This is a genomic window from Amycolatopsis bartoniae (assembly GCF_014191255.1).
In the GTDB taxonomy this organism is placed as follows: Bacteria; Actinomycetota; Actinomycetes; order Mycobacteriales; family Pseudonocardiaceae; genus Amycolatopsis_E; species Amycolatopsis_E bartoniae.
In genome coordinates this window covers 860,387-882,914 of sequence record NZ_JACHWH010000003.1, presented here as the reverse complement: position 1 = coordinate 882,914, position 22,528 = coordinate 860,387, and the positions used below count along the sequence as shown (strand labels likewise).

Below are 22,528 nucleotides of genomic sequence, written 5' to 3'. Positions count from 1 at the left end.
GCGTCCGGACGGCTAGATTCCCCGTATGGCAGCCAAGGACGACGCGGTGGAGCTCGAGGTCGGCGACCGGACCGTGCGCCTGTCGCATCCGGACCGCGTGTACTTCCCCGCGCGGGGCGAGACGAAGCTGGACCTGGCGCGGTACTACCTGGCGGTGGGCGACGGGATCGTGCGCGCCCTGCGGGAACGCCCGTGCATGCTGCACCGCTTCCCGTCCGGCGTGAGCGGCGAGAAGGTGCACCAGAAGCGCGTTCCGCACGGCGCGCCACCGTGGCTGGAGACGGTGCGCGTGCACTTCCCGCGGTACAACCGGCACGCGGACGAGCTGTGCGTCACCGAGCTGGCGCACGTGATCTGGGCCGTGCAGATGTCCACTGTGGAGTTCCACCCGTGGAACTCGCGCCGCGCCGACACCGAACGGCCCGACGAGTGGCGCATCGACCTCGATCCCGGGCCGGAGTGCGACTTCGCGCGCGTGCGGCGCGTCGCGCACGTCGCGCAGGAGGTGCTCGCGGAGCTCGGCGCGACCGGCTGGCCGAAGACCTCCGGCGGCGACGGGCTGCACGTGTACGTGCGCATCGAACCGCGCTGGGGTTTCCAGGAGGTCCGCCGCGCCGCGCTGGCGTTCGCGCTGGAGGTCGAGCGGCGCGCGCCCGACGACGTGACCACCACGTGGTGGCGCAAGGACCGCGACCCGGCGCGCGTGTTCGTGGACTACAACCAGAACACCCGCGACCACACCATCGCGAGCGCGTACTCCGTGCGCGGGGTGCCGGAGGCGACGGTGTCCACCCCGATCACATGGGACGAGATCGACGAGGTGGAACCACGCGAGTGCACGATTGCCACGGTGCCGGAGCGCTTCGCGAAGCTGGGCGACCTGCACGAGGGCATCGACGAGGCGGTGTACTCGCTGGAAACGCTGCTGGAGTGGGCCGATCGCGACGGCCTGGAAGTGAAGGACTGACCCCGCCACGAACGGCCACCGCGGTTTCCGTCGCCCGGTGACAAAAAACGCCGCTGCCTGGTGTTTTCCTGTCCAGCCCGAACGGGTTGTCCGTACCATCGGCCCGTGGTGCAGGATCGCAACGCCGAACTGCTCGCCTCCGGACCGCGCTGGCTCGCCGTGGAGCTGCGGCCGCACGCGGGCCGCCTCGCCGCGGCGATCATCGCGGAGGTCCAGCGCTCCGTCCCGGCCTACTCGCGGCCGCTGAACGGCCGGTTCGGCCGGGTGTTCACCGAGGCCGTCGAAGAGGCCGTGCGGCACGTCATCGACAGCATCGGCAACCCCGGCATCCGCCACCACGAGTGGATCGAGCTGTTCCGCAACCGCGGGCGGCTGGAGTTCCTCGAAGGCCGCAACCTCGACTCGCTGCAGGCCGCGGCGCGGATCGGCGCGCGCGTGGCGTGGCAGTACATCGCGCCGGTGCTGCGCCGCGCGGGGGCGTCGCCGTCGGTGCTCGCCCATTCGGCCGAGATCATCTTCGCCTACGTGGAGGAGCTGTCGGCGACGGCGCTGGAGGGTTACAGCGAAACGCAGACGCTCGCCAGCGGCACCATCGAACGGCGGCGGCGCAGGCTGCTGGAGCGGTTGCTGTCCGAACCACCGGCCGGGGCGGCCGCGCTGGAGGGCATGTGCCGTGGCGCGGCATGGCCGTTGCCCGGGCAGGTGGCCGTGGTGGCGCTGGAGCGCAGCAGCGGCTCCGCCGACTTCCCGGTCGAGCTGCTCGACGACGAGGTCCTGGTCGACCTGGAGAGCGCCCAGCCGTGCCTGCTGACCACGCATCCGCGGAGCCAGCTGATGCCGCTGATCGGGCGGTGGAACGGCTGGCGGGCCGCGGTCTCCCCCACCGTCGCGCTCGCCGACGCCCCGGCGGCGCACCGCATGGCCCGGCGCGCGCTGAGCCTGCTGCCGGCGCGGGAGGACGAGCCGATCATCTGGTGCCGCCGGGAGCTCACGACGTTGTGGCTGCTGGGTGAGGACTTCCTGGCGGGCGAGCTGCGTGACCGCGCGCTCGCCCCGCTGGCGGAGCTGGGCGGGAAGCAGCGCGCCCGGCTGGCGGACACGCTCCTGGCGTGGCTGGAGACCCGCGGCGGGGCGCCGGAGATCGCGAAACGGCTGCGCGTGCACCCGCAGACCGTGCGGGCGCGGCTGCACCAGTTGCGGGAACTGTTCGGCGACCGGCTGGACGACGCCGACGAACGCTTCGGGCTGCGGCTGGCGCTGCGGGCGGAGCGGTTGCGCGGTACCGGGTTCTTGTGAGGCGCGGACGGAAACCGCGGCGGCGGAATGTCACCTTCCTGAACGGTGCTGCGCCGATCGCGGGGCAGCGTTACTCCGGTTCCGGAAGAGCTGCTTGCCAAGCCGCTGGCCCGGTGCGATGTTGTTCCTCCGACAAGTGCGGAAGGTTACCGAGCCGTGCGACGGCAGCGCCGCCAGTTTCGTTGCGATCAGAGGTAATCATGACGACCGAGGCCGGTTCCCGGCAGCCCAGTACCCGACGGATCTCCCCGCCCCGCGCGCGCCCCGGCGGTTTCCCGCCCCGGCCACGGCAGCCGGAGCTGTCGGCGGGCATCGGGCGCGCGAGCCGGTTGTGGGCTTCGCTGCCGCGTGAGCTGTCGCGCGCATTCCGCCCCCACGCCGACGGGCTGTCGCGGGAGATTCTCCGGGAGATCCAGCTGGCCGTGCCGGAGTACGCGCAGCCGCTGGAAGGCCCGTTCGGCAAGACGATCGTCGAGGCGGTCCAGCAGGCCGTGCTGCACTGCCTGGACAACCTCGGCAACCCCGCCGCGCCGCAGGACGCGTGGATCAGCGTGTTCCGGCACCTGGGCAAGGTCGAGTTCAGCGAGGGGCGCACCCTCAACCAGCTGCAGACCGCGTACCGCGTGGGCGGCCGGGTGGCGTGGCGCTACATCGCGGCGGTGAGCCAGTCGCTGGGGCTGTCCACGGATTTCCTGTGCGTGGGCGCGGAAGCGATCTTCTCGTACGTGGACGAGATCTCCGCGTTGTCGTTGCAGGGTTACGCGGCGGCGCAGGCACGGGCGGCGGGCACGCGGGCGCGGCAGCGGCGGCAGCTGCTGGAGCTGGTGCTGGCGGAGCCGCCGGCGTCGCCGAAGGCCATCGCGTCGCTGGCGTTGGCGACGGGCTGGAAGCTGCCGGACCGGGTGGTGGCGGTGGCGCTGGAGCCGCGGGCGGACCAGCACGACCTGGAGCCGCCGCCGCTGGACTCCGAGATCCTGATGGACCTGGAGGGGCCGCAGCCCTGTCTGCTGGCGGACTCGTCGCTGCTGCCGGGTGAGGACCTGCAGCAGGCGCTGGCGGGGTGGCGGGCGGCCGTCGGGCCGCCGGTGGAGCTCGGGGACGCCGCGCTGTCGCTGCGCTGGGCGCGGCGGACGATGGAGCTGGCCGCGCGGTCGGTGATCGAGGTGGGTCCGGTGATCCGCGCGACCGATCACCTGGCGACGCTGTGGCTGCTGTCGGACGAGTTCCTGATCAGGGAGCTGATCCGCCGGTGCCTGGCGCCACTGGAGGGGCTGACGGAGAAGCAGCGGGCGCGGCTGAGCCAGACGCTGCTGGCGTGGCTGCAGTCCAGCGGCACGGCACCGGACATGGCCGACCGGCTCGGCGTGCACCCCCAGACGGTGCGCTACCGGATGCGTCAGCTGGAGGAGCTGTTCGGCGAGCAGCTGAACGACCCGGAGAGCCGGTCCAACCTGGAGATCGCCCTGCGGGCGCAGCAGCTGCTGGAGGGCTGAGGGTTTTTCGCGGAACGGGGCCGCACCGAAGCTCAGGCGCCGTCCAGGTTGCGGCAGTTCGGGGCCTTTCCGAAGGCCTGCGCGAGTTCCGGGTTGTCCTTCAAGTCCTTCGTCGGGCCCTCCGCCGTGCCCAGGTTGGCGAACGCCGTGCTCGCGTTCTGCACCGCGGCGTCGAACGTCGCCTGGTCGGTCACCGGGGCGGCGGCCAGCTTCTCCTTCGCCCGGTCGACCGACGTGCGGTTGCTCGTGAGCGTCGCCATCGCGCGGTCCAGCGTGGCCTGGCCGTCGCGCACCGGGGGGACGCCCTCGCGCGTGATGCCGTTCGCCAGGTCGGTCAGCGCGGCCGACAGCGAACCCAGGTACGTCACCAGGCTGTCCTTGGCCTTCGCGGGCGCGGACGGGTCGACCGCGGGCAGCTGCGCGAGCCGCACGCCGCCCGCGCGCACCACCTCGCACACGTGGTCCGACCAGGTGATCGCGGGGCCGTTCTCCGTGCTCGTCGGCGCGGACGCGGTGCCGCACGCCGTGAGCGCGAGCCCGGCCAGCGCGACGGTGAGCAGACGGATCCTCATCGTTCCTCCGAAACTAGCGCCGGCACCCGGCGCCCGTGTTGAGCGGGACGGGCGCGGTGTCGAGCCCGTCGCGGTACGGCGTGCCCTCGTACCCCGCGGTGCAGGGCAGCGGGTCGAAGAAGGTGGTCACCAGGCCGAACCCGGCCGTGTCGCCGGTGATCACGCGGCCGCCCAGGTCGACGGCCTCCGGCGCCACCACCAGCAGCTGCTCGACGCCGTTCCGGTGGTCGAGCAGCACCTGCGACGTGGTGAGCAGGTTCGCCAGCAGGCTCGTCAGGTTCGGCCCGGTTTCGTGCAGCAGCGCGCTGATCTGCTGGGCGGCGGGCGCGGCCGACGACAGGATCGTCCGCACGTCGCCCGCCGAAGAGTCCAATGTGGACGCGATGAGCTTCGCGTTCTCCCCGAACCGCTTGATCGCGTCGGAGCTGGCGAGCTGCGTGGCCAGCACGGTGTTGCCGTCGGTGATCAGGTCCAGTGTCTGCGGCAGGTGGTCCGCCGCCGCCTGGGTGAACCCGCTCGTCGCGTCGAGCAGCGCCTGCAGGCCCGGCCCGGTGTCCTGCGTCGCGAGGTACAGCTCGTCCACGACGGTCCGCAGGTCGTCGCGCGGCACCGAGTTCACCAGGCGGTCGAGGTTCACCACCAGGTCGTTGCTGCTGGGCGGCAGCGCGGTGCTCGGCCGCGCGATCACGGACCCGTCGTGCAGGTACGGCGCTCCGGCGCTGCGCGGGCGCAGGTCGACGTACTGCTCCCCCACCGCCGAGCGGTCGGTCACCACGGCCTCGACGTCCGCGGGCACCGGCGGGGAGCCGTCGTCGAGGCGCAGGTCGACCTCGACGCCCGCGTCCGTCAGCCGCAGGTCGCCGACGCGGCCGACCGGCACGCCGTTGTAGGTCACCTCGGCCCCGCTGAACACGCCGCCGGTGTCGGGGAACTCGGCGTGCACGAGGTAGCCGCCGGTGCCGAGCAGCCGCTCCACGCCGGCGTAGCGCGCGCCGACGTAGGTCACCCCGGCCAGCGCGAGCAGCACGAACACGACCACCTGCAGCCGCACCCGCCGCGTCAGCATCACGAACCTCCCAGTGGCAGCGGTGGCCCGGTCTGCGCGTGGTAGTCCAGGAACAGGTTGAGGTAGTCGCCCTTGATGGCGGGCAGCACCGAGTCCGGGAACGGGAACGTCAGCAGCAGCTCCATCGCGCGGGGCAGCTGCTGCGCGGCGGCGGTGAGCTGCCGCAGGGTCGGTTCGAGCGAGCGCAGGTCCGCCAGCAGGTCGTCCTTGCTGCGGGTGATGGTGTCCGTGGCGACGCCGGAAAGCCCGTTCAGCGAGTCCACCATGGACATCAGCTGGTCACGTTGCCTTGCCAGCACGTCGATTCCCGGTCCGAGATCCCGCAGCACGCCGCTGATCTCCTCGCCGCGCCCGGCCAGCGATCCGGCGAGCTGGTCCACATTGTCCAGTGCGCGGGTGATGTCGTCCCGCCGCGAGTCCAGTCCGGTGACGAACGTGTCGAGGTCCGACAGCAGCGCGCGGACCTCCGGCTCGCGCCCGTCGAGCGCGGTGTTCACCTCGCGCGTGATCTCCTGCAGCTGCCCGACCCCGCCGCCGTTGAGCAGCATCGACAGCGCGCCGAGCACCTCCTCGACCTGCGGGTTGCGGTTCGTGGCCGCCAGCGGGATCTTCGCCCCGTCGGTCAGTGTCCCTTGTGGATCGTCCGGTGCGGCCAGCTCGACGAACTTCTCCCCCAGCAGGCTCGACTGGCGCAGCGAGGCGGTCGCGTTGGCGGGCAGGCGCACGTCGCCGTTGAGCACCACCGTGACGTCCGCGGTGCGGCCGTCCGCCGCGAGCGCGATCTTCTCCACCCGGCCCGCCGGCACGTCGCCGACCTCCACGGCGGACTGCGGCACGAGGTCGAGCACGTCCCGGAACTCGGCGGTGACCCGGTACGGGCGGTCGCCGAGGGCGGCGCCGCCGGGCAGCGGCGTGTCGTAGAGGCCGCCGAACGAGCAGCCGGTCGCCGTGCCCAGCAGCACGAGCACCAGCAGCAGAAAGCGCTTCACTGGCCACCTCCCAGTGGCAGCATGCTGAACTCGTTGAGGTCGGCGCGGGTGTAGAGGGTGCTGCTGCCCGAGTCGTACGCGTTCAGCAGGTCGCCCAGTGCCGCCGGGGCCGTGGAGAGGGCCTCGGACAGGGAGTTCCGCTGGTTCACGAGCAGCTGCGTCGTGCCCATCAGCTTGTCCACATTGGCTTTCAGATGGGATCGGTTGTCGCGCACGAACTGCTGGATCTGCCCGAGCGCGCCGGCCAGCTGGTCGAGCGCGCCGCCGAACGCGTCCCGCTCCCCCGCGAGGTTCGCCGAGACTCCGGCGAGCAGGTCGGCGAGCTTGCTCACCTGGGAGTCGTTGTCCGCCAGCATGGTCGTGAACTTCTGCAGGTTGTCGACGGTCGCGAAGACGTCGTCCTTCGACTCGCTCAGCGTGGTGGCCGCCTGCCCCAGCTGCCGGATCATGTCGCCGAACTGCTGCCCGTTGCCGCCGAGGTCCGCCGACGCGCTCTTGAGCAGCTCACTGAGAGCACCGGACCCGTTGGCGCCGGCCGGCCCGAGCGCGGTGGTCAGGCGGTCGAGGCTCGCGTACAGCTGGTCGATCTCCACCGGTACGGCGGTCCGCGCGACCGGGATCACCGCGTCGTCGCCCAGCTTGGACCCGCCCGTGTACGCAGGGGCGAGCTGCACGTACCGGTCGGAGACCAGGCTCGGCGTCACGACGAGCGCGCCGGCGTTCGCCGGGACGGGCACAGCGGGGTCGACGGACATGGTGACCTTCACCTGCTGTCCCTGGGGTTCCACGGCGTCGACACCGCCGATGCGGACGCCGAGCACGCGCACGTCCGAGCCCGCGTAGATGCCGACCGCGGAGGTGAAGTACGCGGTGAAGTGCCTGCTGCGGGTGGTCTCGTGCACCAGCACGGCGACCGACCCGGCGAGCACCGCCAGTATCGCCACGAACGCGGTGATCCGCAGGTACTTGACCATCACCCGCTCCCTCCCGGTTTCGGCGGGCGGCAGCTGCCGCCGGCGCCGGAGACGAGCCCGCAGACGTAGGTGTCGATCCAGTCGCCGTTGCCGATGGCGTCGCCGACGAGCCGGTAGAACGGCCCGGCCAGCGCCAGGCTGCGGTCGAGGTTGCCCTGGTTGCGTGCCAGCACGTCGGTGACGCGGTCCAGCTGCTCCAGCGCGGGCCGCAGTTGCGCGTCGTTGTCCTGGATCAGCCCGCGGACCTGGGCCGCGAGGTCCTGCGTGCCGCGCAGCAGCGCGTCGATGGCGTCGCGGCGCTTCTGGAACTCGGCCAGCAGCACGTTGCCGTCGGTGATGAGGTCGGCGAGCTGGCCGGTGCGCTGCGCGATCGTGCCGGTGACCTTCGAGGTGCCCGCCAGCAGCTGCTTGAGCTGCGTGTCGCGGGAGGAGATGGTGCGGGACAACGACGACAGACCGTCCAGAGTGGACTTCACGTCGTCCGGGGTGGCGGCGGAGAACGTGTCGGACAGCGTACGGAAGCTCTGCGCCAGCTGGTCGGTGTCCAGCTCCCCGGCGGTCTGCGCCAGGTCCCCGAAGGCGGCCGTCACGTCGTAGGGCGTCACGGTCCGGTTCCGCGGGATGTCCTGGTGCGGGTCCTGGTCGCGGTCGCCGCGCGGGTCGAGCGCGAGGTTCTTGGCGCCCAGCAGCGTCTTGATCCGGATGGCCGCGACGGTCTGGTCGCCGACCCACGCGCCGCTGACGCGGAAGGAGATCCGCACGTGATCGCCCGCGAGTGCCACGCCGGTCACCTCGCCGACCTTCTTTCCGGCGATGCGTACCTCGTCGCCGGACGCGAGCCCCGCGGCCTCGCCGAAGTCGGCGGTGTAGGTGGTGCCGGAGCCGAGCCCGGGCAGGTCGTCCCAGAACAGCGTGAGCAGCCCGGCCAGCAGCAGGACCACGCCGCCGACGAGGCCGACGCGGAACGGGCTGCGCGAGCGGAAGGACCTCATGCGCCACACCTCGCCTGCGTGTCCGGCACGCCCACCGGGCCGCCGCCGGGGGCGGGCGCGGCGTCGGACGACACCGCGCACAGGTAGAAGTTGAGCCACGAGCCGTAGGAGGCGATGCGGCCGATCGCCTCGTACTTCTGCGGCAGGTTCGCCAGGAACTTCTCGAACTCCGGGGTGTTGTCCCCCAGCGCCTTGGCCAGCTGGTTGACCGCGTCGACGTCCGCGTGCACCGGGGCGCGGCCGTCCTGGACGAGGTTCGCGGCGCTGGCGGTGAGCTGCCCGATGCCGTCGATGGCGTCGCCGAGCGGTTTCGCGTCGGCGGCGAGCCCGGACACCAGCCGTTGCGTCGCGTCCAGCAGCTGCGAGAGCTGGGCGTCGTGGGCGTTCACCCGCTCCAGCACGGTGTTGAGGTTGGTGACGACCTGCCCGATCACCTGGTCCTGGTTCGCGAGCGACGACGTGAGGGAAGCGGTGTGCCGCAGCAGGTCGTCGACCGTGCCGCCTTCGCCCTGCAGCACCTGCACGATCTCGCCCGCGAGCTTGTTGACGTCGGTCGGCGACAGGGCCTGGAACAGCGGCTTGAACCCGTTGAACACCGCCGTCAGGTCGAGCGCGGGGTGCGTGCGCTCCAGCGGGATGAGCCCGCCCGGCGGCAGCGTGCCCGCGCCGGTGCCCTGGTCCAGCGCGACGTAGCGCTGGCCGATCAGGTTGCGGTACTTGACGGTCGCGGTCACCGTCGCGGCCAGCTTCCGGTCGCGGTCGACGCTGAACGTGACCTCGGCGAAGCGCCGATCGACCAGCTCGATGTCCTCCACCTGCCCGACCCGCACCCCGGCCATGCGGATGTCGTCGCCGTCGTTCAGCGAGGTCACGTCGGTGAAGCGGGCGCGGTAGCTCACCGTCTCCCCGCCGCCCTGGTTCGCGATGGTCACCGCGAGCAGCGCGGTCGCGAGGACCGTGACCACGGCGAACACGAGGCCCTTGACCAGCGGGGCCGCCAGTCCCCTCATTTCAGCGTCACCTCCGTTCCCCGCAGCACCGGGCCGAGCAGCAGCCCGCTCCAGCCCGGGATGTCGTCGGGCGAGACCCCGTACACCGGCGCGAGCAGCTCGGAGAACAGCTGCTGCTCGGCGGGGCTGTTCGCGGTGGGCGGGGCCGCCGAACCCGCCGAGTAGCACTTTGGTCCTTTCGCGACAGTCGGCGGAGTCCGTTGCGCGGGTGCGGGTTTGACGTGCAGTTCGACGTGCAGGCCGGGCTGGTTCGTGCCCGCGCCGAGTGCTTTGTCCACAGTGGGCACCAGCTTCGCGGCGGCGTCGGCGAGGCAGGGCAGTTCCGGCGCGTACTCGGCGAGCAGGTCCAGCACGGGCCTGCTGTCCGCGGACAGCGAGACGATCGTGCCGCCGCTCGCGTTCAGGAAGCCGTGCGTGTCGTCGGCGGCGCCGGTGACGGTGGTGAACAGCGCGGCGAGGTCCTGCTGCTGCCGGGTGACCGCGGTCGCGGTGGAACGCAGGTCACCGAGGGCGTCGACGAGGTCCGGCGCGGCGGTTTCGTAGGTGCGGACGGTGTCGGCGAACTTCGAGATCGCGGACTGGAGCTGCGGCACCTCCGGGTTGAGCCGCGCCAGGTAGTCCTGCAGCGTGCCGAGCGTGGTGCCCAGTTCCTCGCCGCGCCCTTCCAGCGCCTGGGAAACGGCGCCCAGGGTGCTCGCGAGCTTCTGCGGCTGGACGGTCTGCAGCACCGGCAGCAGGTCGCGCAGCGCCTGCTCCAGCTCGACCGCCCCGGCGCTGCGGTCCTCGTCGATGACGGCGCCGGAGGTGATCTTCCCGGCCGGGCTGGCGGGCAGCACGAGGCTCACGTACCGCTGCCCGAACAGGGTTTTCGGCAGCAGCCGCGCGGTGACGTTGCGCGGGATGCGGCCGGTCATCGCCGGGTCGAGGGCCAGGTGCACGTCGACGCCGCCGGGGCGCACCGTCACCTCGCGGACCTCGCCGACGAGCACGCCGCGCACCTTCACGTCGGCGTTCGCCTTCAGCTGGGTGCCCGCGCGGTCGGCCCGCAGCGTGACGGGGACGACCGAGGTGAACGCCTTGTCGTAGATCTCGACGGTGAGCCAGCCGAGCCCGGCCAGCACGGCGAGGAACACCAGGCCGAGCACCTGGAACCGCAGGAGCGGGCGCCCGCCGGTCATCCCGCCACCCGCACGGTCGTGGTGGCGCCCCAGATGGCGAGGCTCAGGAAGAAGTCGAGGATGCTGACCACGACGATCGACGTCCGCACCGAACGGCCCACCGCGACCCCGACGCCGGCCGGGCCGCCGCTGGCGCGGTAGCCGTAGAAGCAGTGCGTGAGGATGATCGCGATGCTGAACACCAGCACCTTCGCGAACGACCACAGCACGTCGCCGGGCGGCAGGAACAGGCTGAAGTAGTGGTCGTAGGTGCCCGCGGACTGGCCGTAGACGAACACCGTCGTGGTCCGGGCGGCCAGATACGACGTCAGCAGCCCGATCACGTACAGCGGGATGATCGCGAGGAAGCCCGCCACGATCCGGGTGGTCACGAGGTAGGGCATGCTGCGGATCGCCATCACCTCCAGCGCGTCGATCTCCTCGGCGATGCGCATCGCGCCGAGCTGGGCGGTGAACCCGGAGCCGACGGTGGAGGACAGCGCGAGCGCGGCGACGAGCGGGGCGATCTCGCGGGTGTTGAAGAAGGCGGACAGGAACCCGGCGAACGCGGACGTGCCGATCTGGTTGAGCGCGCTGAACCCCTGCAGCCCCACGACGGTGCCGGTGAACACGCACATGCCGACCATCACGCCGATCGTGCCGCCGATGACGGCGAGCGCACCGCTGCCGAACGCGACCTCCGCCAGCAGGCGGATCACCTCGCGGTAGTAGTGCGTGACGGTGCGCGGGATCCACGCCAGCGCCCGCAGGTAGAAGGTGAGCTGGTCGCCGAGGCGCGCCAGCGCGTAGGCCGGTCGGGTGGTCACGTCACGCTCCCTTCGCGGGCACGAGCCGCAGGTAGAGGACGCTGATCACGAAGTTGACGAAGAACAGCAGCAGGAACGTGATCACCACGGACTGGTTCACCACGTCGCCCACGCCCTTCGCGCCGCCACGCGGGTGCAGGCCGCGGTAGCAGGCGACGAGCCCGGCGAGGAACCCGAACGCGACGGCCTTGATCTCGCCCACCCACAGGTCGGGCAGCTGCGCCAGGGAGGAGAAGCTCGCGAGGAACGCGCCCGGCGTGCCGCCCTGCAGGAGCACGTTGAACACGTAGCCGCCGGTGACGCCGACGAAGCTGACCATCCCGTTGAGCAGCACGGCGACCGCGGTCGCGGCCAGCACGCGCGGCACGACGAGCCGGTGCACCGGGGAGACGCCGAGGACCTCCATGGCGTCGATCTCCTCACGCACGGTCCGCGCGCCCAGCTCCGCGCAGATCGCGGAACCACCCGCCCCGGCGACGACGAGGGTGGTGACGATCGGGCTCGCCTGCTGGATCACGGCGAGCACGCTCGCGGCGCCGTTGAACGCCTCGGCACCGAGCTGGCTGGTGAGCGAGCCGAGCTGAAGCGTGATCACGGCACCGAACGGGATGGCCACGAGCGCGGCGGGCAGGATCGACACGCTGGCGACGAACCAGAACTGGTGCACGAACTCGCGGACCTGGAACGGGCGCTTCGTCATCGCGACGAGCACGTCCGCCCCGAGCGCGAACAGCTGCCCGAACTGGGAGACCGCGCCGCGGGCGGCGGTGAGCGGGGTGGTCACGTCAGCCCACCCCCTGCGCGGTCAGCGTCGTCGTCATCGTGTTGCCCGGCCCGGAGATCAGGCCGGTCAGCAGCGGGTCCAGGTTCTCGGTCACCCCGCACCCGGTGAACGGCGGAATGTCGAAAGTGGACTGGATGGTCGACTGCGAGCCTGGAGTCAGCGAGGAGCGGCCCCGCATCCGGATCACCAGCGGCGCGTGGCAGGAGTCGCCGACCTCGATGGGCACCCCGTCCTCCCGCACGTCGCCCACCGTGAGGTTCACCCGGACCGTGACGTCGATGTCCGGGGTGAACAGGCCGCTGGAGATGTCCGCCGTGCCCGTGGCCTTCTCCGTCTGCGGCAGCTGGACGAGGCTGGTGACCGGCATGAAGCGGAAGGCGATGAAGTATCCGGTTGTGGGCGGGATCGCCAGATCGCCTTCGATCCGGATGGTGCCCGCGTCACCGTTGTAGAGGCCCGCGTCGAAGGTGCCCTGGGTCAGCTTCAGGTCGGAGCCGAGCTTCGCGATCCGCGAGGTGCCGTCCACGAGGAAGTGCGCGGTCAGCAACGGGGTGTCCGCCAGGATCGCGGGCGCCTGCGCGGTCGGGGCGACGGCCACCGTGGTCAACGGCGCACCGGGCACCTCCGTGCACCCGAGGTCCCTGCTGCCGCTGCGGTCGTGCGCCACGAGCGCCGGCGCCAGCCGCCCGAGCGCCACCGGCTGCTCCCCCGCCTGCGCGGGCATCCCCGGCGCCTGCCCGGTGAGCGTGACGGTCAGGTCACCGGACTCCGGCAGCGCGACGTCCGATGTGGACAGTCCGGCCACCGTGGCGGTCGCCGTGCCGTAGGTCAGCTCCGCGACGGCCGAGGCGTCGACGGCGGTGACCCCACCGGAACGCCAGCCGTCCACCGTCGCGGCGGGCACGACGATCCGGACCGCCGGCTGCGCCGCGACCACCTCGCCGCCCGCGGGCACCGCGTCCGCGAACGTGGCGCTGAACGACACCGTCACCGGCGAGCCGTCGCACGTGCTCGTGCCGTCGTGGCTCACCGGTCCGGCGAGCGCCGCCCCCGGCGGCAGCGCGACGAGGCCGGCAGCCAGCGCCACGGCGGCGACGGCGGCGCGGAGAGCACGGTTCACGGCGGGTTCCCGGAAAGGACGGCGGAGACGGGACGGGAGCCGACGCTACCGGCGCGTAGGAACTACCCACAATGATCTCGTCCCCGGTGTTCGAAAACGCCGCGATTCTTGTCACGGAACTGCGCACCGCACCCGCGGACGTTGTCACGGAAATCCGCTTTTGGCACTTCCCGCGAATTACTCCGCCGGAACTTGTCACGCGTGTGCGCGTCTTTCCCCGGTGAGCCAGCCCTCCTCCAGCAGCAATCGTTTGAGCACCTTGCCCGTCTGGGTGCGGGGCAGGGCCGCGGCGAACACCACGTCCCGGGGCAGCGCGAAGCGCGCCACCCGGTGCCGCAGGTACTCGCGCACCGAGTCCTCCGTCAGCCCGGCCCGCGGGTCGGCGACGACGTAGGCGACCAGGCGCTGCCCGAACTCGGCGTCCGGTACGCCGAGCACCGCGGTCTCCAGCACGCCGGGCAGCGTGGCCAGCGCCTCCTCGGTGGGGCGCGGGAACACGTTCTCGCCACCGGAGATGATCATGTCGTCGGCCCGGCCGGAGACGAACAGTCTGCCGTCGGCGTCGAGGTAACCGCGGTCACCGGTGTCCATCAGGTTGTGCCGCACAGCGCGGCTGCTGCCGTCGGTGTAGCCGTCGAACAGCAGGTCGTTGCCCACGTGGATCCAGCCGACCTCGCCCGGCGGCAGCGGCTCGCCGGACGGGCCGAGCACGGCCAGGCGCGAGCCGAGCGGCGGGTAGCCCGCCGTCGTCGGCGCGCACCTGAGGTCCTCGGGCGTGGCGACGGCGGCCGCGGAGACCTCGGTGGAGCCGTAGAAGTTGTAGAGCACGTCGCCGAACGCCTCGGTGAAGTTCTCGACGAGCGCGCCGGGCAGCGCCGAGCCGCTGCTCACGACCACCCGCAGGCTGCTGGTGTCGTACTTCTCCCGCACGTCGGCGGGCAGGGCCAGCATCCGCTGCAGCATCAGCGGCACGACGAACATCGTGTTGACCCGGTGCCGCGCGACCGCGCGCAGGCACTCCTCGGCGTCGAACCGCCGCTGCAGCACGAGCGTGGTCCGCAGCGGCGTGCCGACCTGCAGCGCCGAGAGGCCCCACGTGTGGAACAGCGGCGCCGCGATCAGCATCCGGTCGCGCGCGTGCAGCGGGATCCGCGACAGCAGCGCGACGGCGGCGGACAGCCCCTTCGGCGTGGGGCGCCGGGCGCCCTTCGGCTCCCCGGTCGTGCCGGAGGTGAGCACCACGAGCCTGCCGGGGACCTCGGGCGGGTCGATCCGGACGTCGGGCGCCCGGTCGACGAGCGGGCCGAGGCGGTCGGTGTCGAGCCACGCGGTGGCGGACGGCAGCCCGGTCAGCAGCGGCGTGAACTCCGGGTCGGCGACCACGATCCGCACCCCGTGCCGCTCCACCCCTTCGAGCACCTGCGGTTCGGCGAGCCCGGTGTTGAACAGCACGGCGTCGGCGCCGAGCTTTCCGCAGGCCAGCAGCGTGAGCACGAGCTCGCCGGAGTTGCGGGCCAGCACGGCGACCTTCCCGTCCGGACCGGCACCCATCGTGCGCAGCACGCCCGCGAGGCGGTCGGCGCGGTGCGACAGCTCCGCGAACGTCCAGCGCGGGCCCTCGTCGTCGATGACCGCCAGCTCTTTCGGCGCGCTCGCCGCGGCCGCGGTGTAGCCGCCCGCGAGGGTGGCGCCCCACTTCGACACCGCCCGCAGCTGACGCAGCAGCCGGTCGGGGCGGCCCGCGGTGATGATGCCGGCCGAGACCAGCGTGTTCGCGATCTGCAGCGCCGTCGGCGCGCGCTCGGCGGGCAGCTGGTCCGGCACGCCCGCGAGGTGCCTGCCGACGCGCGCGAGCCCGTCGCGCACCCACTCCCGCAGGTCGTTCGGGTTGCCCGGCGGGCGGAAGAAGATGCACCGCACCTGCGTGCGGCCGGGGCCGGCGTCGGTGAGCTGCAGCGACACCGAGCCCGCGGTGTCACCCTCGCTGTCGAGCACCAGCTGTTCGTCGCGGCGGCTGATCAGCACGCGCAGCTCGTGCTCGGCCGGGGCGCCGCAGAGGCTCAGCCTGATCCGGTAGCGGGCGCCCCGCCCGCCCACGGTGCCCGTGCGTTCGCACGTGCCCACCCCGCGGAAGTAGCGCGGGTACAGCTCCGGGGTGCTGATCACCTGCCACACCTCGGAGCGCGGGGAGTCGATGTCGATGTCGACGCTGACACAGTCCGGCATTCGGCCGAAACTAGAGCCGTTCCTGGCGTCCGGTCAACGCTCCCGGAGCACGAAGCTCGGGCCCACTCTTGGCCTCCGCGTGCCAGTCGGGCCCGCGCGAGCGTGCCGTCCCGTGACAACTTCACCGGGGAAATGGTCCGGCACCTTGCGGCCGCCGATTCCGCGAAACTAGCTTACTCACCGGTAGCAAAACCGTTTCCGCCGATTTCTCCTCGTGGGATCTCGGGTATCACCGCCGATATTCGGAGGATCATGGTGAAGCACCGGAACAGAACGAAGAAATGGCTCGCTGCGGGCGCGTCCGGCTGTGTGGCGGCGGGGACCGCGCTCACCGCCGTGCTGCTCGGCGGCGGCGTCAGCTCGGCGGCGCCGGCGTCGCTGACGCTGAACTACACGTGCCCGTTCCCGCTGATCGGCACGCAGACGCTGCCGATCAGGATCAGCGCCGACGTCCCGGACACGGCGACGGTCGGGGAACCGACCCCGGCGTTCGACGTCACGACGGTCTCGACGGTGCCGGCGACGGCCACCCAGGGCCTGACGCTGGTCGGGGCCGCCACCGTCGAAGGCTCGGCCGCGGCGAGCTCCACGGTCACCGCGCCGGAGGGCACGATCCCGGTCACCGTGCCGGCGACCATCCCGACCACCCCGGTGCCCGCGTCCGGCTCGTTCGACGTCACCGCGACGGGTTCCGCGCCGTCGATGACGTTCACCCAGCCCGGCACCGCGACCATCACGGTCGGGGACGTCAAGCTGACGCTGCACCCGAAGCGGGCGGACGGCAGTGACACCGGGCTCGGCACGTTCGACTCCCAGTGCACGCAGGTGCCGGGCCAGAACAACACACTGGCCACGATCACCATCAACGGCGGCGGCACCACGACGGAGCCAACCACCACCGAACCCACCACCACCGAGCCGACCACGACGCAGCCCACCACCACCGAACCCACCACCACCGAGCCGACGACGACCGCGCCCACCACGACGCCCGGCAACCCCGGTGGCGGCATCCAGTACGGCTACGCGCTGCAGGGCTCGTCCACGCTGAAGAAGCTCGGCGCGAACGTGCCGCTGACCGGCGGCATCGACGCTAACCTCGACCTCGCGACCGGGGCCTTCACCGCGGACCTGACGCTCGACCCGAGCAGCCTCCAGGCGAAGCTGTTCCACTTCATCCCGATCACCGCGAACGTGGCGTTCCAGCAGGAGGGCCAGACCACCGGCACGCTCGCGAACGGCGTGCTCACCTCCCACAGCAGCACGACGATCAAGCTGCCGGTCGTGAAGGTGCTGGGCTTCCCGATCAGCAAGTCGCCCAGCTGCCGGACCTCGGCCCCGTCGGACATCGCGCTGCGGTCCGGCCCCGGGTTCGACCCGCTGACGGGCGGAAACCTCAGCGGCACCTACGACGTGGCGTCGCTGACCGGCTGCGGGCCGCTGAACGGGCTCATCAGCGCGCTGGCCACCGGCCCGGGCAACACCATCAACGCGACGCTGACCCCCAAGGCGTCCTGACCTCGCACCGGGAGGACCCCGGCCCGCGGGCCGGGGTCCTTTCCTGTCGCGCACTGGCCGTTTCACCGATGTGCGCCCGTGCGCGGCACGCGACACTCGGAGATCCCTGTTCCCTCGACGAGGAGGTTCCATGCGTCGTGTCCTGGGCGCACTGCTCGCGTTGTGCACCGGCGTGCTGATGCTCGCCGGTGCCGGTCCCGCGCAGGCCGCCACCCACACCCCCGTGATCTTCGTCCACGGCTACTCCGGAAACGCGTCGAACTGGACGACCGCGGAGGCGCTGTTCGCCGCGGCCGGGTACAGCAGCAACGAGCTGTACGCCTACAACTACAACTGGGCGGGATCCAACAAGACGAGCGCGCAGGGCCTCGCGTCCTACGTCAACCAGGTGCGGCAGCAGACCGGCTCGGCGAAGGTCGACATCGTGAACCACTCGATGGGCGGTCTCGTGACGGACTGGTACGTCCACGAGCTCGGCGGGTCGGCGTACGTGAACCACGTGGCGTCGATCGCGGGCGCCAACCACGGCACGACGTACGCCGGCGCGTGCCTGACCAACCCGTCGTGCCAGGAGATGTACCCGGGCTCGTCGTTCATCGCGCAGGTGACCTCCGGCGACGAAACCCCGGGCCCGACGCGGTACGCCACGTGGTACTCGCCGTGTGACGGCATCATCATCCCGTACACCAGCACGGAGCTGAACGGGGCGACGAACAACTACGTCGCGTGCCAGACGCACATCGGGTACCTCACCGACACCGCGGTCCTGACCCAGGTGCGGACGTTCCTCGGCACCTGATCACCCCTCGAAGACGCGGCGCGGCGTCTCGACGAGCATGGTCTGAACCTGCTCCTCGGTGACGCCGCGCTCGCGCACGTACGGCAGCACCTCGTCGGCGATGTGCAGGTAGTGCCACTGCGGCAGCAGGCCCAGTACCTCGGGGTCGATCCAGTCGATGTAGCACGCCGCGTCCTGCGAGAGCACCATGCGGTCCGCGTAGCCGCGGCGGCACATCTCGACCAGCGTGTCGGCGCGCGCCTCGAAGGTGGTGGCGAGGTTGATCCCGAACCGGTCCATGCCCAGCACGAAACCGGCATCGGCGAGCTCGCTCAGGTGGTCGCAGTCGGTGGTGTCGCCGCTGTGCCCGAGCACCACGCGCCGCGGGTCGACGCCTTCCTCGTCGCACAGCACGCGCTTGACGTGGCGGCCCGTCTTCGAGTCCGGGTGCGTGTGGACGGTGACCGGCGTGCCCGTGCGGTGGTGCGCCTGCGCGACCGCGCGCATCACCCGCTCGACGCCCTCGGTCAGGCCCTGCGCGTCGATCGCGCACTTGAGCATCCCCGCCCGCACGCCGGTGCCGGTGATGCCCTCGGTGATGTCGCGGACGAACATGTCCACCATCGGCTCGGGCCGCCCCACCGCGGGCCCGCGGTGGTAGAAGAACGGCGGCACGCTCTCGTAGGTGTAGATCCCCGTCGCCACCACGATGTTCAGCTCCGGCACCAGCTCCGCGACCCGCTGGATCCGCGGGATGTACCGGCCCAGCCCGATCACCGTGGGGTCCACAATAGACCGGACGCCCTGCGCGGCAAGCGCTTTCAGCTTGGCCGCGGCGTCGGCGACCCGCGCGTCCTCGTCGCCCCACTCCTCGGGGAAGTTCTGCTGCACGTCGGCCGTGAGCGCGAAGATGTGCTCGTGCATGTAGGTGCGGCCGAGCTCCCCGCTGTCCACCGTGCCGCGCACGGTGGGCACGGCCGTCACCGCAGCTCCTTCTTGAGGATCTTGCCCGTCGGCCCCTTCGGCAGCTCGGGCACGATCCGCACCTCACGCGGGTACTTGTACGCCGCGAGCCGTTCCCGGCAGTACTCCACCAGCTCGTCCGGCGTGATCTCCGCCGTGGTGCTGACGACGGCGACGACCTCCTCGCCGAGCTTCGCGTCGGGCCTGCCGATCACCGCGGCCTCGCCGACCGCCGGGTGCTCGTAGAGGACCTCCTCGATCTCCCGCGGGTAGACGTTGTAGCCGCCGCGGATGATCAGGTCCTTCTTGCGGTCCACAATGTACAGATAGCCGTCCTCGTCGGCGTACGCGAGGTCGCCGGTGTGGAACCAGCCGCCGCGGAACGCCTCCGCCGTCGCCTCGGGCCGCTGGTAGTAGCCCTTCATCACGTTGTGCCCGCGGACGACGACCTCGCCGACGTTCCCCGCCCCCGGCGGCAACGGCGTGTCGTTCTCGTCCACCACGCGGACCTCCACGCCCCAGATCGGCTTCCCGATCGAGAGCACCCTGCGCTCCTGCGCGCTGCGGTTGAAGGTCGCGGTGCTCGCCGTCTCCGACAGCCCGTAGCCCTCCAGGATCACCACGCCCGAGAACTTCTCCTCGAACGCGCGCATCGTGTCGCCGGGGATCGCGGCACCACCGGACACCCCGACCCGCAGCGACGACAGGTCGCGCCCGGCCACGTCGGCGTGCGCCAGCGCGTGGAACATCGTCGGCACCCCGGAGAAGATCGTGCACCGGTGCCGTTCGACGGCGTCGAGCACGGCGGCCACCTCGAACCGGGGCACCAGCACGACCGTGCCGCCGAAGCGCACGGAGATGTTGAGCACGCTGGACAACCCGAACACGTGGAACAGCGGGAGCACGCCCATGGCGACGTCGTCGTCGCGGTAGCCGAACAGCTCGCCGCTGACCGTGCAGTTCATGTACAGCTGGAAGTGCGTCAGCTCGGCGCCCTTGGGCCTCCCCGTCGTGCCGCTGGTGTAGAGCAGCACGGCGGTGTCGTCGGCGTTCGTCGGCACGAGGTCGCCGGTGTCGGCGCCGCGGTAGAGCTCGTCGAAGTGGCGCGTGCCCGCGGGCGGCTCGGCACCGGGGGCGGTCACGACGTAGGCCGGAACGTCCACTTCGGACGCTGCCTTGACGGCCTCGGCCGCGAAGGACTCGAACGTGACGATCATACGAGCGTCCGAATCGGACAGATGGTAGGCGATCTCCGCCGCGCGCAGCAACGGGTTGAGCGGCACCATCACCAGCCCGGCCTTGAGGATGCCGAAGTAGGCGAACAGGAACTGCGGCAGGTTCGGCAGGTGCACGGCGACCTTGTCCCCCCGCGTCAGCCCGAGGTCGAGCAGGCTCGCGGCGACCCGCCCGGACAGCTCGTCGACCTGCGCGTAGGTGAACGACGCGTCGCCGAAGTGGCACAGCACCTTGTCCGGCGCCGCCAGCCGGGACTCCCGCAGCATCGTTGCCAGCGTGAAGCTCATCGGGTTCTTCCTCCGCTCAGACCGCCGCCGTCTTCCGCGCCGCCGCCCTGGAGAACTCGATCCCCTCGTCCTCCAGCGGCCCGCGGCGGAGCAACAGTACGTCCCGCGGGTAGTTCTGGTACAGCCGCCAAGGGGCGTCATCTCCCTGCTTCGGCAGCTTGTCGATGCTGCGCAGGACGTACCCGGACTTGAGGTCGATGAACGGCACGCTCGGCAGCGGCCCCGGGGGCGCCTTGGGCGTGCAGCGGTCGTAGCCGTGCTCGTCCATGTGGCGGAGCAGGCGGCCGACGTACCGGGCGACGAGGTCGGCCTTGAGCGTCCAGGACGCGTTCGTGTAGCCGACGGTCAAGGCGAAGTTGGGCACCCCGGAGAGCATCATCCCCTTGTAGGACACCGTCCTGCTCAGGTCCACGTCCTCGCCGTCGACGGCGAGCGTCATCCCGCCGACGGGCTGCAGGTTCAGCCCGGTGGCGGTGACGATCACGTCGGCCGCCAGCTCCCGGCCCGACTCCAGCCGCAGCCCGCGCTCGGTGAACGTCGCGATCCGGTCGGTCACCACGGAGGCGCGGCCGTGGCGCACGGCCCGGAACAGGTCGCCGTCGGGCACCACGCACAGGCGCTGGTCCCACGGGTCGTAGCTGGGGTTGAAGTGGGTGTCGACGTCGAAGTCCGGCGGCAGCTGCCGCTGCGCCGCCTTGCGCAGGAGCTTCTTGACGAGCCCGGGACGGCGGCGGGAAAGGCTGAACAGCAGCGAGCTCGCCAGGACGTGCTGCCAGCGGATGACCGGGTCGGCGACCTTCGACGGCAGGATCCGGCGCAGCCGCTGCGCGAGCCGGTCGGTACCCGGCAGCGCGAGGACGTAGCTGGGCGAGCGCTGCAGCATCGTCACGTGCCCGGCCTTTTCGGCCATCGCGGGCACGAGCGTGACGGCGGTGGCGCCGCTGCCGATGACGACGACGCGCCGGCCGGCGTAGTCGAGGTCCTCGGGCCAGTGCTGCGGATGGACGAGGCGGCCGCGGTAGTCCTCGACGCCCGGGAACTTCGGCGTGTAGCCCTCGTCGTAGTCGTAGTACCCGGCGTTGGTGAACAGGAAGCCGCAGGTGAACTCGGCGGTCTCGCCGGTGTCCGAACGCTCCGCGGTCACGGTCCAGCGCGCGTCGGCACTCGACCACTCGGCCCGCACGACCTTGTGGTGGAAGCGGATCCGGTCCTCGACGCCGTACTCGCGCGCGGTCTCGCGGATGTAGCGGCGGATCGACTCGCCGTCGGCGATGGCCTTGGCGTCGGTCCACGGCCGGAACTCGTAGCCGAGGGTGAACATGTCGGAGTCGGAGCGGATACCGGGGTACCGGAACAGGTCCCACGTGCCGCCGATCGCGCCGCGTGCCTCCAGGATCGTGAAGGTCTTGCCAGGGTTCTCGCGCACGAGGTGGCAGGCCGCGCCGATGCCGGACAGCCCGGCGCCGACGATGAGGACGTCTCCGTGTTCGCGTGTCATCGGGCTCCCTTGCTCGCGGACTCCTGCTGACCGGAACTTACCCAGAGTAGGTTCGCCTCGTCAACACCACGTCGAGGGACTCGACACAGTGTTGAGCCAGCTCGGCGCCCGCTAGAGTGCCGGTATGAGCACCGAAGCCGGCAACCGGCCCACCCGCGGGCGCCGTCCGCCGCGGGCGACCGGGGACGACCGGGAGCTGGCGATCCTGGCCACCGCGGAGCGGCTGCTCGAACAGCGGCCGCTGCGGGACATCTCGATCGACGAGCTGGCGCGGGGCGCGGGCATCTCGCGGCCGACGTTCTACTTCTACTTCCGCGGCAAGGACGCGGTGCTGCTCGCGCTGCTGGACCGGGTGGCCGAGGAGGCGGACCGGGCGTCGTCGCGGGTGCTGGACGAGCCGAACGAGGACAAGGCGCAGGCGTGGCGGGGCTGCATCAACGCGTTCTACGAAACGTTCCGCGCGCACCGGGCGGTGGCGCTCGCGCTGGCGGAGGCGCGCCCCGCGAACGCCGAGGTGCGCGAGCTGTGGTCGAAGGTGATGGACCGCTGGGTCGAGCGCACGGCGGCGAGCATCGAGGCCGAACGCGAGCGCGGCGCCGCTCCCCCCGGCCGCCCGGCGCGCGACATCGCGACGGCGCTGAACCTGATGAACGAGCGGATGCTGCACGCCACCTTCGCGGCGGAGGAGCCGACGGTCGCGGAGGCCGACGTGGTGGACGTGCTGCTGGAGATCTGGCTCCGCGCGATCTACGGCTGACCGAGGCAGCCGTCGTCC

Annotated in this window: 20 protein-coding genes; 6 read left to right on the top strand and 14 right to left on the bottom strand. The window is 71.7% G+C overall.

Annotation, left to right across the window (positions count from 1 at the left end):
• Positions 1-25 precede the first annotated feature (25 nt).
• The 3 genes from ligD to FHX82_RS20900 all read left to right on the top strand — a co-directional run bounded on the left by ligD (position 26) and on the right by FHX82_RS20900 (position 3,756).
• Positions 26-967 carry a non-homologous end-joining DNA ligase gene (gene ligD, locus FHX82_RS20910; protein WP_145936529.1) on the top strand — a complete coding sequence of 314 codons (942 nt, stop codon included), beginning with the start codon at positions 26-28 and terminating at the stop codon, positions 965-967.
• Positions 968-1,072: 105 nt separating this feature from the next.
• Positions 1,073-2,263 (top strand): PucR family transcriptional regulator, encoded by a 1,191-nt coding sequence (locus FHX82_RS20905; protein ID WP_145936528.1) that lies wholly within the window; start codon positions 1,073-1,075, stop codon positions 2,261-2,263.
• Between the two features lie 200 nt (positions 2,264-2,463).
• Positions 2,464-3,756, top strand: coding sequence for a PucR family transcriptional regulator (locus FHX82_RS20900; protein ID WP_145936527.1), 1,293 nt, complete (start codon positions 2,464-2,466; stop codon positions 3,754-3,756).
• 32 nt (positions 3,757-3,788) lie between these two features.
• Here FHX82_RS20900 and FHX82_RS20895 read toward each other — a convergent pair whose 3' ends face one another.
• From FHX82_RS20895 to FHX82_RS20845, 11 genes are all read right to left on the bottom strand, one after another.
• Complete coding sequence (locus FHX82_RS20895; RefSeq protein WP_145936526.1) at positions 3,789-4,328, bottom strand: hypothetical protein; 540 nt, start codon at positions 4,326-4,328, stop codon at positions 3,789-3,791.
• 13 nt (positions 4,329-4,341) lie between these two features.
• Positions 4,342-5,394 carry an MCE family protein gene (locus FHX82_RS20890; RefSeq protein WP_145936525.1) on the bottom strand — a complete coding sequence of 351 codons (1,053 nt, stop codon included), beginning with the start codon at positions 5,392-5,394 and terminating at the stop codon, positions 4,342-4,344.
• Positions 5,394-6,383, bottom strand: coding sequence for an MCE family protein (locus FHX82_RS20885; protein ID WP_145936524.1), 990 nt, complete (start codon positions 6,381-6,383; stop codon positions 5,394-5,396). Before FHX82_RS20885 ends, FHX82_RS20890 begins: the two co-directional genes overlap by 1 nt.
• Positions 6,380-7,357 (bottom strand): MCE family protein, encoded by a 978-nt coding sequence (locus FHX82_RS20880; RefSeq protein WP_145936523.1) that lies wholly within the window; start codon positions 7,355-7,357, stop codon positions 6,380-6,382. The genes FHX82_RS20885 and FHX82_RS20880 overlap by 4 nt, the downstream gene beginning before the upstream one ends.
• Positions 7,357-8,349 carry an MCE family protein gene (locus FHX82_RS20875; protein ID WP_145936522.1) on the bottom strand — a complete coding sequence of 331 codons (993 nt, stop codon included), beginning with the start codon at positions 8,347-8,349 and terminating at the stop codon, positions 7,357-7,359. Before FHX82_RS20875 ends, FHX82_RS20880 begins: the two co-directional genes overlap by 1 nt.
• The gene (locus FHX82_RS20870) at positions 8,346-9,359 is read right to left on the bottom strand and encodes an MCE family protein (protein ID WP_145936521.1); all 1,014 of its coding nucleotides are present in this window, start codon (positions 9,357-9,359) and stop codon (positions 8,346-8,348) included. Before FHX82_RS20870 ends, FHX82_RS20875 begins: the two co-directional genes overlap by 4 nt.
• Positions 9,356-10,537, bottom strand: a complete 1,182-nt coding sequence (locus FHX82_RS20865) for an MCE family protein (protein WP_145936520.1) — start codon at positions 10,535-10,537, stop codon at positions 9,356-9,358. The genes FHX82_RS20870 and FHX82_RS20865 overlap by 4 nt, the downstream gene beginning before the upstream one ends.
• Entirely contained in the window at positions 10,534-11,343 is an 810-nt protein-coding gene (locus FHX82_RS20860; RefSeq protein WP_145936519.1) for an MlaE family ABC transporter permease, read from the bottom strand. Before FHX82_RS20860 ends, FHX82_RS20865 begins: the two co-directional genes overlap by 4 nt.
• 1 nt (position 11,344) lies before the next feature.
• On the bottom strand, positions 11,345-12,127 hold the full coding sequence (locus FHX82_RS20855) for an MlaE family ABC transporter permease (RefSeq protein WP_145936518.1): 783 nt from the start codon (positions 12,125-12,127) through the stop codon (positions 11,345-11,347).
• A 1-nt stretch (position 12,128) separates the two neighbouring features.
• Complete coding sequence (locus tag FHX82_RS20850) at positions 12,129-13,247, bottom strand: DUF6801 domain-containing protein (RefSeq protein ID WP_145936517.1); 1,119 nt, start codon at positions 13,245-13,247, stop codon at positions 12,129-12,131.
• 195 nt (positions 13,248-13,442) lie between these two features.
• Positions 13,443-15,473 (bottom strand): AMP-binding protein, encoded by a 2,031-nt coding sequence (locus tag FHX82_RS20845; protein ID WP_145936516.1) that lies wholly within the window; start codon positions 15,471-15,473, stop codon positions 13,443-13,445.
• Between the two features lie 252 nt (positions 15,474-15,725).
• On the opposite strand from FHX82_RS20845, the gene FHX82_RS20840 reads away from it, so the two are divergent.
• A complete protein-coding gene (locus FHX82_RS20840) occupies positions 15,726-16,991 on the top strand; it encodes a DUF6801 domain-containing protein (protein ID WP_145936515.1) in 1,266 nt (421 codons plus the stop codon).
• Positions 16,992-17,121: 130 nt separating this feature from the next.
• Entirely contained in the window at positions 17,122-17,790 is a 669-nt protein-coding gene (locus FHX82_RS20835) for an esterase/lipase family protein (RefSeq protein WP_145936514.1), read from the top strand.
• On the opposite strand, the gene FHX82_RS20830 is transcribed toward FHX82_RS20835, so the two are convergent.
• Genes FHX82_RS20830 through FHX82_RS20820 form a run of 3 tightly spaced genes read right to left on the bottom strand, consistent with a single transcriptional unit; the run spans position 17,791 to position 21,753 of the window.
• Entirely contained in the window at positions 17,791-18,753 is a 963-nt protein-coding gene (locus tag FHX82_RS20830; protein ID WP_145936513.1) for a phosphotriesterase family protein, read from the bottom strand.
• Positions 18,750-20,255 carry a long-chain-fatty-acid--CoA ligase gene (locus FHX82_RS20825; RefSeq protein WP_145936512.1) on the bottom strand — a complete coding sequence of 502 codons (1,506 nt, stop codon included), beginning with the start codon at positions 20,253-20,255 and terminating at the stop codon, positions 18,750-18,752. The genes FHX82_RS20830 and FHX82_RS20825 overlap by 4 nt, the downstream gene beginning before the upstream one ends.
• Positions 20,256-20,271: 16 nt before the next feature.
• Complete coding sequence (locus FHX82_RS20820) at positions 20,272-21,753, bottom strand: flavin-containing monooxygenase (protein WP_145936511.1); 1,482 nt, start codon at positions 21,751-21,753, stop codon at positions 20,272-20,274.
• 124 nt (positions 21,754-21,877) lie between these two features.
• On the opposite strand from FHX82_RS20820, the gene FHX82_RS20815 reads away from it, so the two are divergent.
• Positions 21,878-22,510, top strand: a complete 633-nt coding sequence (locus FHX82_RS20815; protein WP_145936510.1) for a TetR/AcrR family transcriptional regulator — start codon at positions 21,878-21,880, stop codon at positions 22,508-22,510.
• Positions 22,511-22,528: the final 18 nt, after the last annotated feature.

Coding starts and splice junctions, on each gene's coding strand:
- FHX82_RS20840 (WP_145936515.1), top strand. CDS start 15,726: ATGGTGAAGCACCGGAACAGAACGAAGAAATGGCTCGCTGCGGGCGCG.
- FHX82_RS20825 (WP_145936512.1), bottom strand. CDS start 20,255: ATGAGCTTCACGCTGGCAACGATGCTGCGGGAGTCCCGGCTGGCGGCG.
- FHX82_RS20820 (WP_145936511.1), bottom strand. CDS start 21,753: ATGACACGCGAACACGGAGACGTCCTCATCGTCGGCGCCGGGCTGTCC.
- ligD (WP_145936529.1), top strand. CDS start 26: ATGGCAGCCAAGGACGACGCGGTGGAGCTCGAGGTCGGCGACCGGACC.
- FHX82_RS20895 (WP_145936526.1), bottom strand. CDS start 4,328: ATGAGGATCCGTCTGCTCACCGTCGCGCTGGCCGGGCTCGCGCTCACG.
- FHX82_RS20835 (WP_145936514.1), top strand. CDS start 17,122: ATGCGTCGTGTCCTGGGCGCACTGCTCGCGTTGTGCACCGGCGTGCTG.
- FHX82_RS20815 (WP_145936510.1), top strand. CDS start 21,878: ATGAGCACCGAAGCCGGCAACCGGCCCACCCGCGGGCGCCGTCCGCCG.
- FHX82_RS20870 (WP_145936521.1), bottom strand. CDS start 9,359: ATGAGGGGACTGGCGGCCCCGCTGGTCAAGGGCCTCGTGTTCGCCGTG.
- FHX82_RS20845 (WP_145936516.1), bottom strand. CDS start 15,473: ATGCCGGACTGTGTCAGCGTCGACATCGACATCGACTCCCCGCGCTCC.
- FHX82_RS20865 (WP_145936520.1), bottom strand. CDS start 10,537: ATGACCGGCGGGCGCCCGCTCCTGCGGTTCCAGGTGCTCGGCCTGGTG.
- FHX82_RS20880 (WP_145936523.1), bottom strand. CDS start 7,357: ATGGTCAAGTACCTGCGGATCACCGCGTTCGTGGCGATACTGGCGGTG.
- FHX82_RS20900 (WP_145936527.1), top strand. CDS start 2,464: ATGACGACCGAGGCCGGTTCCCGGCAGCCCAGTACCCGACGGATCTCC.
- FHX82_RS20890 (WP_145936525.1), bottom strand. CDS start 5,394: ATGCTGACGCGGCGGGTGCGGCTGCAGGTGGTCGTGTTCGTGCTGCTC.
- FHX82_RS20875 (WP_145936522.1), bottom strand. CDS start 8,349: ATGAGGTCCTTCCGCTCGCGCAGCCCGTTCCGCGTCGGCCTCGTCGGC.